This window comes from Rheinheimera sp. MMS21-TC3, from assembly GCF_032229285.1.
In the GTDB taxonomy this organism is placed as follows: Bacteria; Pseudomonadota; Gammaproteobacteria; order Enterobacterales; family Alteromonadaceae; genus Alishewanella.
On sequence record NZ_CP135084.1, the window covers coordinates 2609276 to 2621737 of the forward strand.

The following is a 12462-nucleotide window of genomic DNA, read 5'->3' on the forward strand; positions in this document are numbered from 1 at the left end:
AGCATTAATCCAATTGGTAAGCTGCCAGCTTACGTTCAATGCTGTAAGGGTTTTCCCCATATGAAATTGAGACTAAACCTTCCACTATCAACTCATGGTAAAGTGTGCGCTGCTGAACTAAATTTTTTAATTTATTGCCTATAGGTAAAAATAGAAAGTTAGCAAAGCCAACTCCATAAATAGTGGCAACAAAAGCAGTTGCTATGCCCATGCCTAGTAATTGTGGTTCAGAAATATTTGCCAAAGCCTGAATAAGCCCCAGCACCGCTCCTATAATACCTATGGTTGGGCTATAACCGCCCATAGCATCAAAAATTCTGGCTCCGCGCATTAAACGCTCATGCTCTAAGGTTAATTCAGCATCTAGTGTATCTTGCAGTACAGTTGGCTCTACACCGTCTACCAACATATTTAAACCACGATGTAAAAACTTATCTTTTTCTATTAAAGCATCATCTTCTAACGCTAAAAAACCACTATTTCTGGCTGCTGTACTCCAATTAACAATACGTTTTGAAGTTTGTTGTAACGGATTTTCTACAGGGTGAAACACCCAAGGCAACAGTTTTAAACCTTGTTTAAATTGAGAAGAAGGTGTTTGTAACATGACAGCGCCTATAGTACCGCCAGCGACAATTAAAAAAGCGGGCAAGTGCAATAAGGTAATTAAACTGCCACCTTCCATTACAAAGCCACCAGCTACAGCGACAATAGCTAGAAGAAATCCCGCTAAAGCTAACTTATCCATGATTTAGCTCCTGCAATAAACACTTCACAACATCGCTTAACTTTACTTCTTCATCCATTAAACCAGCTTGGGCAATAGCTTGAGGCATACCATAAACAATACAGCTAGCTTCATCTTGGGCCCATATTTGCGCCCCTTGTTGCTTTAACATTCTTGCCCCTTCACGACCATCAGCCCCCATACCTGTTAACACTATTGCTAAAACTTTATCGGCAAATACTTTGGCGGCTGTAGCAAAAGTTATATCAACACTGGGCTTAAAAGTAATACGGGGCGAGTCATCTTCTCGTATTCTTAACCGAACTTGGCTAGGTGCACCTTCCAGTAGCATTTGTTTGCCACCAGGAGCAAGATAAGCTACGCCAGGCTGCAGTAAGTCACCATCTTCGGCTTCTTTAACACTAATTTTAGCTAGGCTATCTAAGCGTTGGGCAAAGGCGCCGGTAAAAGCTGCTGGCATATGCTGAATTAGCACTATGGGTAAAGGAAAGTCTGCGGGTAAGGCTGTAATAATCCTCTGTAACGCAACGGGGCCGCCAGTGGAGGTGCCAATTGCAATCAGCTTATATTGCTTACCACTAGCTTTAAAGCATTTGTTGGTTGCGGTAGCAGCTAAACGCTGCCCTAGCTGGGGTCGTTGATAACCGTCTTGCTTAGGTACGGTTGTACGAGTACTTAAATTTGCTGTAACTGAGCTAGAAGGGTCAGGCCGCGGCGCTATACTATTAAAGGTAGCTCGGCCCAAAGGACGCTTACGAGCAACAGCTTTTACTCGGTCGCGTAATACTTGGCCAGCTTCATCTTTGTTGCGTGCTATATCTTCAAACTTTTTTGGTAAAAAATCGACTGCACCGGCCTCTAAGGCATCAAAGGTAGCCTTAGCGCCTTCATGGGTTAAAGACGAAAACATTAATATTGGTGTGCGCTGAAACTGCATAATTTCACGTACTGCAGAAATACCATCTAGCACCGGCATTTCTACATCCATAGTAATCACATCTGGTTGTAATGCTTTAGCTTTATCCACCGCCTCTCGACCATTAATTGCCGTATCTATCACTTCAATATCAGGATCTTTCGCTAATATTTCTGTCAGCCGACGGCGGAAAAAGCTTGAATCATCAACAACCAAGACGCGTATGGCCATAATGCTCTACTCACCTCGCCCTTTACTGAAGCGGTCTAATTTAATTTTTGACTTTTTAGCATAATGGGTAAGTAAACTAGGTACATCCAAGATCAGTGCTATGCCACCATCAGACGTAATAGTTGCCCCAGCCATACCTGGCGTACCTTGTAATAAGCGATCTAAAGGCTTAATCACTACTTCTTCTTGGCCTATTAATGAGTCAACAACAAAACCAACTTGTTGGGTACCAAGCTGAACAATAACTACATGCCCTTGTTCACGGCGGCGCTTTTTCTCTGAACCTTTAACTAACCAATGCTCTAAAAAGAATAACGGAATAGCTTTATTACGCACAACAACGGTTAATTGACCATCAACTATATTGCTTTTATTTAAATCTAAATGGAAGATTTCACTGACACCAGCCAAAGGTAAAGCGAAAGTTTGCTTACCCACTAACACCATTAAGGTCGGTAATATAGCTAAGGTTAAGGGTACTTTTATTTCTAGTAACGTACCTTCACCTAGTTTAGATTGAATTTGCACTGAGCCGTTTAGTTGAGTAATTTTTGTTTTAACCACATCCATGCCAACGCCACGGCCTGAAATATCTGATATTTGCTCTTTGGTTGAAAACCCAGGTGCAAAAATCAAATTAAAAGCTTCAGTATCTGACAGGCGGGCAGCACTATCTACATCAAGAATGCCCCGCTTGATGGCGATACTTTTTAACTTTTCCGGGTCCATACCCGCACCATCATCATGGATGCTTAATAAAATATGATCGCCAGCTTGCTCGGCAGAAAGTTTAACAGTACCAACTCGTTTTTTACCGGCTTTTTCACGTACATCTGGCATTTCTATACCATGATCTACTGAGTTTCGAACTAAATGCACTAAAGGATCGGCTAAGGCTTCTACTAGGTTTTTATCTAAATCCGTTTCTTCGCCTTCTAAAATTAACTCTATATCTTTCTTTAAAGAACGTGCCATATCACGCACTACGCGTGGGAAACGGCCAAATACCTTTTTAATGGGCTGCATTCGAGTTTTCATTACTGCACCTTGAATATCGCCTGTGACGACATCTAAGTTAGCAATAGTTTTACTCATGCTTTCATTCTGAACACTGCCCGACAAGCTTAACAGCCGGTTTCGCACTAACACTAACTCACCGACTAAGTTCATGATTTGATCTAAACGCTTAGTATCAACCCTAACGGTAGTTTCTGTTTGTACTTGCTGTGTTGCTGCTATGTTTGCAGCTGGTGCTACTTCTGTAGGGCTAGCTGTAGCTTCGGCTGCTTTTGCTGTAGCTGCTGTTTTTTCTGCAGCGGTTGGGCTAGATGGTTGTTTATTTTCAGTTTGCTCTACTGCAACAGTAGGCGCTTTGCCTTTACCATGAAGCTGATCAAGTAAAGCTTCAAAATCATCCTCATCAAACTCATCGTCATCTGTTGATGCTGAGCTGCTTGATGCTGGTTGCTTAGACGTTGTAGTACCTACTTGGCCAGTAGTGGCCGCTTCAGGAATAAAAACACCCTTGCCATGTAGCTGATCTAAAATAGCTTCAAATTCATCATCAGTAATATCGTCGCTATTATTAGTTGGCCGCTTTAAATCATCTTCGGCTAAAGGCTCAGCTTGCGTAGCTTTAGGTGCCTTACCATGCAGCTCATCTAAGATACGCTCAAACTCATCTTCAGTCATTTCGTCTATACCGCCCTCATTAGGCTCGGCATCAACTTGACTGTCTTGTGACTCAACTACAGGCTCAGCTATAGTTGGTGGTGCGGGTGCAGATTCTGATTCAGACTCTGGCTGACTATAAAACTCTAAAGCCTTGAGTAACTCAGCTGGAGCCGGTGTTAATGCTTGACGATTTATCACCGCAACAAACATGGCATTAATACTATCTAAAGATTGTAATATAACATCCATCAACTCAGCGGTAACACGGCGCTTACCGGTACGTAGCAAATCAAATACGTTTTCAGCACCATGACAAGCATCAACTAATTCTGTTAAGGCTAAAAACCCTGCGCCACCTTTAACGGTATGAAAGCCTCGGAAAATAGCATTTAATAAATTAGCATCGTCAGGATTATTTTCTAGTTCAACTAGCTGCTCTTGCAATAATTCAAGTATCTCACCTGCTTCGACGAGGAAGTCCTGTAAAATATCTTCATCCATATCAAAGCTCATGCTCGAATACCTCTTTTAAAAGCCTAAACTGGAAAGTAAATCATCGACATCGTCTTGACCATTTACCACATCTTCACGCTCTCCAGCATCTAAAATAGGTCCTTCTACACCCCGTGACGATACTTTTGATTTTTTCGCTACCCCTGCAGGACCTACAGCACCTGACTGATTAAATGCTGTTAGCAATCCAATTAAACTCTCTTCAACCTCACGTACTAACTCAATCACTCGGCTCAAAATTTGCCCAGTTAGGTCTTGATAATCTTGCGCCATTAAAACGTCGGTAAGTAAGCCATTTAGCGTTTTCGAATCTATATTGGCTTGAGCTATAAAATCATCAATATGGTGACATAAGCGTTTAAAGTCACCTAATTGTAATTGTCTTTGCATTAACTGTTGCCATTGCGGTTGAATAACAGTTAATTGTTGGGAAATATTATCGGCAATTGGCAAGCAAGACTCAACAGCATCCATAGTGCGATTGGCTGCTTGTTCTGTCATACCTATAACATGCGCTAACCGTTTTTTGGCGTCGGGTATGTCTTCTTCTACTAAATCATTTAAAGCTGGATCTAGATGAAAACTTTCTAATGAATTATGTAGCTGGCGGGTAAGTTTGCCTACTTCAGCAAATAATTCAGAGGTATCAGGCACCACCAATTCTTGAATAAGACTATTAGCCGATTCATATTGCTCAGTTTCAAGCAGTTCAACTAGCTGCCTCGCTTGCTGTAAAGAAATTACCGGTTCAGTTATCATCGTCATAATATGACTCCCCTGTCAGTGACGATTAGCCTAAACGCTCAAAAACTTTAGCTAGTTTTTCTTGTAGAGTGGCAGCAGTAAAAGGCTTGACTATATAACCGTTTACACCGGCTTGAGCCGCTGCAATAATTTGTTCTTTTTTCGCTTCTGCCGTTACCATTAATACGGGTATATGCTTAAGCTTGGCGTCGGCGCGAATAGCTCGCAGCAAATCTATACCTTGCATACCTGGCATATTCCAATCGGTAACTACAAAATCAAATTCAGAGTTCTGTAACATAGGTAAAGCTGTACTGCCATCATCAGCTTCAGCAACATTAGTAAAGCCGAGATCGCGTAACAGATTTTTTATTATGCGTCTCATGGTTGAGAAATCATCAACCACAAGAATTTTCATGTTTTTATCCAAAATCTCCTCCAACGAGATATGACAGCTAACTCAATACAAGGTTATGCCCAGTCTTGCATTCTGGCTTTTAATCTAATAAGAGCCTGACTATGTATCTGGCTCACTCGAGATTCACTTACATTTAATACTGCGCCAATCTCTTTTAAATTTAGCTCTTCGTTATAATATAATGATAATACCAAGGCTTCCCGCTCAGGTAAATTACTTATGGTTGCCACTAAATCTTGCTGAAATGCACTATTAGCTTGGATATCAAATAACTGATCACTGCCAGTATCGTCTGCACTAACAATAACATCTTCAGATACACCAAGATCTTCAATACCAATTATTCTACCACTGCTTATATCACTCAGTATATGATGATACTCATCTAAAGACATGTTTAGCTTTTCAGCTACTTCATAATCTTTAATATCACGACCATAAGCGGCTTCTAATTCTGCAATAGTATCGGCAATTAAACGGGCATTGCGATGAACAGAACGCGGTGTCCAATCGCCACGGCGCATTTCATCTAGCATAGCACCACGGATACGTATACCAGCAAAAGTTTCAAAACTAGCACCTTTGCTACCATCAAAATTCTTTGCTGCTTCGATCAATCCTATCATGCCCGATTGAATTAAATCATCAACCAGCACACTTGCCGGCAATCGCGCTAACAAATGATAGGCAATACGCTTAACTAAAGTCGTGTGCTGATCTACCAATTGCTGCATGCGATCAACACCGCCATAAGCCGCTAGTTTACTATTCACACTATGCCTCGCTCCGGATGAGAGTCAATTAATTGCTCTAAGAAAAACTCTAAATGCCCAGATGCCATATCAGGTAATGGCCACTTACCTGCTTTTAATGCCAAACTTTTTATTGCCATACTAGCAGGTGTTTTAGGAAAAGCTTCAATAAAGGCTTTTTGTTTACGGGCTGCTTTTCGGACATTTTCATCATAAGGTACAGTTGCAACTAGTTCGAGATTAACATCTAAAAATCGATCTGTTACTCGAGTTAGCTTGGCAAATAGCTCTTGGCCTTCTTTAACGCTTCGTACCATGTTGGCGACAATTTTAAACTTATCAACACCATGATCACGACTCAAGATCTTCATTAACGCATAAGCATCAGTAATGGACGAAGGTTCATCACAGACCACCACCATGACATCTTGCGATGCTCTTGAAAAGCTAAGTACCATATCGGAGATACCTGCAGCGGTATCAACTAATAATACATCTACCGCCGTTTCCATTTCACTAAAAGCACGAATTAAGCCAGCATGCTCTGCCGGTGCCAACTCTGTCATGCTTTGTGAGCCTGAAGATGCCGGTATAATTTTTATACCAAAAGGACCTTCAATAATAATATCATCTAACGAAACTTCACCAGAAAGTACATGAGATAGGTTTTTTTCAACCCGTAATCCAAGCATGACGTCACAGTTAGCTAAGCCTAAGTCTGCATCAAGCACTATGACTTTTTTACCTAATTGCGATAACGCCATGGCCAAGTTAAGTGAGACGTTAGTTTTACCTACGCCACCTTTACCGCCACTTACTGAGATAACTTTTACCATTTGTTTATTCATTTTTCTCAGGCCAGTAGCTTGATCATCAAAATTGTCATGATTATGCATAGGTCCCTTCCACCCGATCCATCTCATCATTATACCATTGATGAACCGTACTACTTTGTGCCAATCTTAATGTTTCTGCCTGTTGCACTAGCGCTGTGGCATCAGCCACCGCTATATCTTCGGGTACACGCTGACCATTAGTTAAATAGCTTACTGGTAATGCATTTTGAATTGCCACGTTAATTACTTCTCCTAAGCTTAGACATTCGTCAAGTTTAGTAAAAATGCAACCCGATAACGGTATACGCTTAAAATGAGTGACGCTTTCTTGCATCACGCGCGCCTGTGCTGTAGCTGACAATACCAGATAACTATTTATTTTGACATGGCTATTATGCACTAGTGTAGCAAGTTTATCGGCTAAACGTATGTCGCGTTGACTCATGCCTGCCGTATCAATCAAAATAAGTTTACGCTGTTGTAACTGATTAATTAATAACGTTAATTCTTCGCTATCTTTTGCTAATTTAACGGGGCAGCCAATTATACGACCAAAAGTAGCTAATTGCTCGTAAGCCCCTATACGATAACAATCAGTTGTGATCAGAGCAACTTGGTCAGCGCCATGACGACGAGCAAATTCGGCAGCTAGCTTAGCCACTGTTGTGGTTTTACCTACACCTGTAGGGCCAACTAAAGCCACAACACCACCACGACGTAAAATATCATCATTAGTAGTACTAATTTGTCCCGCTAACAACTCTAAGGCTGCTTGCCAAGCATCATTAGCGTTCATTTCTTCTGACATAAAGCAAGCCAACTGATCGGCTACTTGTTCAGATAAGCCTAATTGCTGTAAGTTTTCTATTACTAAAGCTCGTACCGGCTCGCGGCGTGCTAGATCTTGCCACATTAAACCTGATACTTGGTGCTGTAACAACTGGCGCATAGATAGCATTTCATTGCGCATAGAATCCATTTGCTGTTGCATTAAACTAGCTTGTTGCTGCTGCAGCTTACTGAGCTCGGTAAATTGCGCGTTATTAGTAGCCTGAGCATTAGTCGAAAAACTGCCAGAATTTTGACGTTCAAAACTATTTGGCCGCTCTGATTGTGGCTGACGTGTAAAACCTGCGGCAGTTGCTTTAGTTGGCTGGTCATTAGCCCCTGCTTCGTTCTGCTGCTTTAGCATCTGCCGGGCTAATAATGCTTTTAATGAATCAGCTCCTGCTTCAGTGTCATCGCTGTCATCTACTCTGGCTTGAAAGCGTGGTTCAGCCGGCTTAACTGCTGGTTGAGCTGCCGCCTTTACTAGTGCAACTTCATTATCAATAGCAGCAACTATCTCAACCCCTTCGGCAATTTTTTTGTTTGATAAGATAATAGCATCCGGCCCAAGGAATTCTTTTATTTCGGCTAAAGCACTACGCATGTCTTTTGCTACAAAACGTTTTATTTTCATGAATTACTCCTAAGAAGCCTGACCAATAACACTAACAATACGAATTTGTTTATCATCAGGTATCTCTTGATATGACAATACTCTCAATCCTGGAATGGTATACTTCACGAATCGTGCCATAACTGTGCGTAAAATTCCTGACGTTAATAAAACAGCACTATCGCCACTTAATTCTTGATTTTGATAAGCATCTTGTAATGACTGCTGAATACGGTCGGCTAGGCCAGGCTCGATACCCGCACCATCATTACCCGCGGCTTGCATGGACTGATGCAGCATTTGCTCAAGCTCTGGCGCAAAGGTTATCACCGGTATTTCACTACGACTGCCGCCTACTTCTTGCACTATTAAGCGGCGCAGGGCAATCCGACAAGCTGCGGTTAATACATCAACATCCTGACTTTTCGGCCCATACTCCACTAAGGTTTGCACAATAGTCCGCATATCCCGTATTGGCACGCCTTCTTGCAGTAAGTTTTGTAATACCTTTACTACTACTGTTAGCGGTAAAACATCTGGTACTAAACCTTCAACCAGTTTTGGTGACTGTTTTGCCAGCATATCTAATAAATTTTGTACCTCTTCGTGTCCTAATAAACTAGCGGCATGATTAGTAAGAATTTGACTTAAATGGGTGGCAACTACCGTAGCCGCGTCTACTACGGTATAGCCTAAAGTTTGCGCATGTTCACGCTGTTCTTTAGCTATCCAGACTGCATCTAAACCAAAAGCAGGATCTTTTGTTTCTATACCTTTAACAGTGCCAAACACTTGCCCAGGATTAATAGCTAACTCATTATCATGACGCAATTCACTTTCACCACTAATTACACCCATTAACGTCATCCGGTAACTGTTTGGTTCTAAATCTAAATTATCACGAATATGCACTGCTGGAATTAAAAACCCTAATTCTTGTGATAACTTTTTACGCACGCCTTTAATCCGATTTAATAGCTCGCCACCTTGGCTTTTATCAACTAGCGGAATTAAGCGATACCCTACTTCTAAGCCAATAACATCAACGCCTTGCACATCATCCCAACCAATCTCTTTATTAACTTGAGGCGCACTTGCAGACACAGCTTCAGCATCACGGGTAATAAGCTCGGCTTTTGCCTCTTTACCACGCTTATGCATCATATAAGCTAAACCACCAACAATAGCGGCTAGCGATAAAAATGAAAAGTGTGGCATACCTGGCACTACACCCATTAAGGTTAGTACACCTGCAGCAACAAATAGCACTTGGGTATTGCCCAACTGTGCCGTCATTTGTTGTCCCATATCTTCAGATTTATTTTGTCGAGTAACAATAATAGCGGTACCAATAGACAATAATAGCGAAGGTATTTGCGCCACTAAGCCATCACCTATGGTTAATAAGGTATAAACTTCCATGGCATTGGCAAAAGATAAGCCATGCTGGATCATGCCAATAAATAAGCCGCCAACTAAGTTAATCACTAAAATAACAATACCGGCAATCGCATCGCCTTTAACAAACTTACTAGCACCATCCATTGAACCGTAGAAGTCTGCTTCAGTAGTCACCTCTTCGCGCCGATCTCGGGCTTGCTCTTGGGTAATCAAGCCTGAATTTAAATCAGCATCAATGGCCATTTGCTTACCTGGCATAGCATCAAGGGTAAAACGCGCCGATACTTCAGCTATTCGGCCAGCACCTTTAGTAACAACCACAAAGTTGATAATGATAAGAATTAAGAAAACAACAATACCGACCGCATAGTTACCGCCAATAACTACTGAGCCAAAGGCTTCAATAACCTTACCCGCAGCATCACCACCATTGTGCCCCTCTAACAATACCACTCGGGTACTGGCTACGTTTAGTGCTAAACGCATAATAGTTGCTACTAGCAAAATTGCTGGGAAAGCGCCAAAGTCTAGCGGTCGCATGGTATATACCGTTATCAACAACACCACTAGAGCTAAAGCAATATTAAATGAAAACAGCACGTCTAATAGAATAGGCGGCAAAGGTAACACCACCATAGCTAACGCAGCTAAAATAAATAGCGGCGTACCCAACCCGGTTAAGAAGTTAAGTTTAGACCGATCAAAACCTTTAAGATAACTGACTAACTGCATGATAATCCTGACAGTAAAATGGCGCTATACAGAGTTACTGCAAGAAGTGCTCCAATTTTAAAATATTTAATTACTGAAATGAGTGTCAGTAAAGTAATTAATCATTAGTCATAACTATTACCACTACTTTAATAACGATAATCTTCGGGTATTGGCAGATCTTTAGCTAAAGCTTTTGGCCGACTGCCTTTACCTTTTTTATGCATATTTAACTGATAGACATAAGCTAGTACTTGAGCAACAGCAGCAAATAGCTGCTCTGGAATAGGGTGGTCTACTTCTGTAGTGTGATAAATAGATCGCGCTAACATAGGCGATTCTAATACCGGCACTTTGTGCTCATTGGCTATGCGTCTAATGTGCATAGCCACTTCATCTACCCCTTTGGCCACAACAACTGGTGCTCTAAATTTACCTTGGTCGTACTTTAAAGCTATGGCGTAGTGGGTCGGGTTAGTTACAATAACATCGGCCTTAGGCACCTCTTGCATCATCCGTTTCATCGACATTTGCATTTGCGTCCGGCGGATCCGAGCCTTTATCTCTGGGCTACCTTCACTATTTTTATTTTCATCTTTTATTTCTTGCAGCGACATTTTTAACTGTTTTATATGATTCCATTTTTGATAAGGGGCATCCACTAAAGCAATAACGATGACGCTAGAACAAAGACCTAAAAACACCCAGGACAAAAAGTATAAAGCCGATTCAATATTATCTGGGCCACTCATTAAAGATAGCGCCATAATATCGTCGAAAAAGTACTTTAAAAGTAAATAAGCAATACCTACTACTACTATTACTTTTAAAAAGCTTTTTAATAACTCAACTAAGGCTTGCAAACCAAACATACGCTTAAAGCCTTTTAACACGCTCATTTTACTGGGTTTAGGCGCAGCTGCTTGCAAGCTAAAATTAAAACCACCTAATAAAGTATTACCAATAAAGCCTGCTACTAATATTAAGGCAAAAATACCTGCCATTGGTGGAATTAACTCTTTACCTACTTCGCCCCAAGCCGTAAACATAGAGTTTACTTCAAACATATCTTTTTGATCTAAGCGCATCATCCGCTGGCCAATTGTTAAAATAGCCATAGCTAGCATTTTACCAAATACTAATATAGCAGTAGCGCTGCCTATTAAAACGAAGGCGGTACCTAAATCTTTTGAACGGGCGACCTGGCCCTTTTCGGCTGCGTCTTGCAGCTTCTTACTGGTGGGCTGTTCGGTTTTTTCTGCACTATCATCTGACATGTCAAGGCTCCTTGTTTAACAGCCAATTAGACGACAGCTATACTCGATGCTGTGTTGCCATTGCTTTTCAAAGTGAAATAGAAATGTATCTAAGGTTAGCCATAAAATCACTAAGCCCGATAACATGGTAATTGGGAAACCTATAGAGAAAACATTTAGCTGCGGGGCGGCACGGGTCATAATACCAAAAGATAAGTTTACCGTTAACATAGAAATAATAGGTGCTAAGGCAATAGCCAAAGCAGTTGCAAACATCCAGCCAGCAAACTCCAATACCACCCAGTAACTGCTTACATCCCACCACTGACCATTTATAGGTAAGGTTTCAAAGCTAAAGACTAGCATTTGGATCATTATTAAATGACCATCAAATAACCAAAATAATAAGGTGGCTAGCACTAAATAAAATTGCCCTATTGCAGGTACACTTACGCCACTAGCAGGGTCAACCATAGAGGCAAAACCTAATCCTGTTTGAGTAGCAAGCAACTGCCCCGCCACCACGAAAGTGGTAATAAACAGCAATGAGATAAAACCTAGAGCAAAACCGATCATTAACTGTAATAACACTTCAATAATCATCTGCCCAGACATAAGGTCAGCATTAACCACTGGCGGCAAAGTAGGCATTATAATCAAGGTAATCATTACCACTAAACCGGTTTTAATCCGCATAGGTACATTACGCACACCAATACCAGCCATAATTAAAAACATCCCCGTTACCCGGCATAATGGCAGTAAATAATCAGCTATGGTTTGCATTAAAATGCTTAACGGAAATTCCATAATTATTCTAT

The 12462-nt window shown here is 41.3% G+C and carries 11 protein-coding genes; all 11 read right to left on the reverse strand.

The window, feature by feature from the left end:
• Nucleotides 1-4: 4 nt before the first annotated feature.
• Complete coding sequence (locus tag RDV63_RS12680) at nt 5-748, reverse strand: flagellar motor protein (RefSeq protein WP_313909873.1); 744 nt, start codon at nt 746-748, stop codon at nt 5-7.
• Complete coding sequence (locus RDV63_RS12685; protein ID WP_313909874.1) at nt 741-1895, reverse strand: chemotaxis response regulator protein-glutamate methylesterase; 1155 nt, start codon at nt 1893-1895, stop codon at nt 741-743. Before RDV63_RS12685 ends, RDV63_RS12680 begins: the two co-directional genes overlap by 8 nt.
• A 6-nt stretch (nt 1896-1901) precedes the next feature.
• Nucleotides 1902-4082 carry a chemotaxis protein CheA gene (locus RDV63_RS12690; protein WP_313909875.1) on the reverse strand — a complete coding sequence of 727 codons (2181 nt, stop codon included), beginning with the start codon at nt 4080-4082 and terminating at the stop codon, nt 1902-1904.
• Nucleotides 4083-4097: 15 nt separating this feature from the next.
• Nucleotides 4098-4847 (reverse strand): protein phosphatase CheZ, encoded by a 750-nt coding sequence (locus tag RDV63_RS12695; RefSeq protein ID WP_313909876.1) that lies wholly within the window; start codon nt 4845-4847, stop codon nt 4098-4100.
• Between the two features lie 25 nt (nt 4848-4872).
• Nucleotides 4873-5256 carry a chemotaxis response regulator CheY gene (gene cheY / locus RDV63_RS12700; RefSeq protein ID WP_290617489.1) on the reverse strand — a complete coding sequence of 128 codons (384 nt, stop codon included), beginning with the start codon at nt 5254-5256 and terminating at the stop codon, nt 4873-4875.
• 41 nt (nt 5257-5297) lie between these two features.
• Complete coding sequence (locus RDV63_RS12705) at nt 5298-5978, reverse strand: RNA polymerase sigma factor FliA (protein ID WP_313910417.1); 681 nt, start codon at nt 5976-5978, stop codon at nt 5298-5300.
• Between the two features lie 35 nt (nt 5979-6013).
• The gene (locus RDV63_RS12710) at nt 6014-6844 is read right to left on the reverse strand and encodes a MinD/ParA family protein (protein ID WP_313910418.1); all 831 of its coding nucleotides are present in this window, start codon (nt 6842-6844) and stop codon (nt 6014-6016) included.
• Between the two features lie 40 nt (nt 6845-6884).
• A complete protein-coding gene (gene flhF, locus RDV63_RS12715) occupies nt 6885-8294 on the reverse strand; it encodes a flagellar biosynthesis protein FlhF (RefSeq protein ID WP_313909877.1) in 1410 nt (469 codons plus the stop codon).
• Nucleotides 8295-8303: 9 nt separating this feature from the next.
• The gene (gene flhA, locus RDV63_RS12720; protein ID WP_313909878.1) at nt 8304-10406 is read right to left on the reverse strand and encodes a flagellar biosynthesis protein FlhA; all 2103 of its coding nucleotides are present in this window, start codon (nt 10404-10406) and stop codon (nt 8304-8306) included.
• 128 nt (nt 10407-10534) lie between these two features.
• A complete protein-coding gene (gene flhB, locus RDV63_RS12725; RefSeq protein WP_313909879.1) occupies nt 10535-11662 on the reverse strand; it encodes a flagellar biosynthesis protein FlhB in 1128 nt (375 codons plus the stop codon).
• Between the two features lie 15 nt (nt 11663-11677).
• Nucleotides 11678-12451: a flagellar biosynthetic protein FliR gene (fliR, locus tag RDV63_RS12730; protein WP_313909880.1), complete on the reverse strand. Its 774-nt coding sequence runs from the start codon at nt 12449-12451 to the stop codon at nt 11678-11680.
• Nucleotides 12452-12462 lie beyond the last annotated feature (11 nt).

Bases quoted from the DNA above. Each gene is read 5' to 3' on its own strand.
- RDV63_RS12680 (WP_313909873.1), bottom strand. From the start codon at position 748: ATGGATAAGTTAGCTTTAGCGGGATTTCTTCTAGCTATTGTCGCTGTA.
- RDV63_RS12685 (WP_313909874.1), bottom strand. From the start codon at position 1,895: ATGGCCATACGCGTCTTGGTTGTTGATGATTCAAGCTTTTTCCGCCGT.
- RDV63_RS12690 (WP_313909875.1), bottom strand. From the start codon at position 4,082: ATGAGCTTTGATATGGATGAAGATATTTTACAGGACTTCCTCGTCGAA.
- RDV63_RS12695 (WP_313909876.1), bottom strand. From the start codon at position 4,847: ATGACGATGATAACTGAACCGGTAATTTCTTTACAGCAAGCGAGGCAG.
- RDV63_RS12705 (WP_313910417.1), bottom strand. From the start codon at position 5,978: ATGCAGCAATTGGTAGATCAGCACACGACTTTAGTTAAGCGTATTGCC.
- RDV63_RS12710 (WP_313910418.1), bottom strand. From the start codon at position 6,844: ATGAATAAACAAATGGTAAAAGTTATCTCAGTAAGTGGCGGTAAAGGT.
- flhF (WP_313909877.1), bottom strand. From the start codon at position 8,294: ATGAAAATAAAACGTTTTGTAGCAAAAGACATGCGTAGTGCTTTAGCC.
- flhA (WP_313909878.1), bottom strand. From the start codon at position 10,406: ATGCAGTTAGTCAGTTATCTTAAAGGTTTTGATCGGTCTAAACTTAAC.
- flhB (WP_313909879.1), bottom strand. From the start codon at position 11,662: ATGTCAGATGATAGTGCAGAAAAAACCGAACAGCCCACCAGTAAGAAG.
- fliR (WP_313909880.1), bottom strand. From the start codon at position 12,451: ATGGAATTTCCGTTAAGCATTTTAATGCAAACCATAGCTGATTATTTA.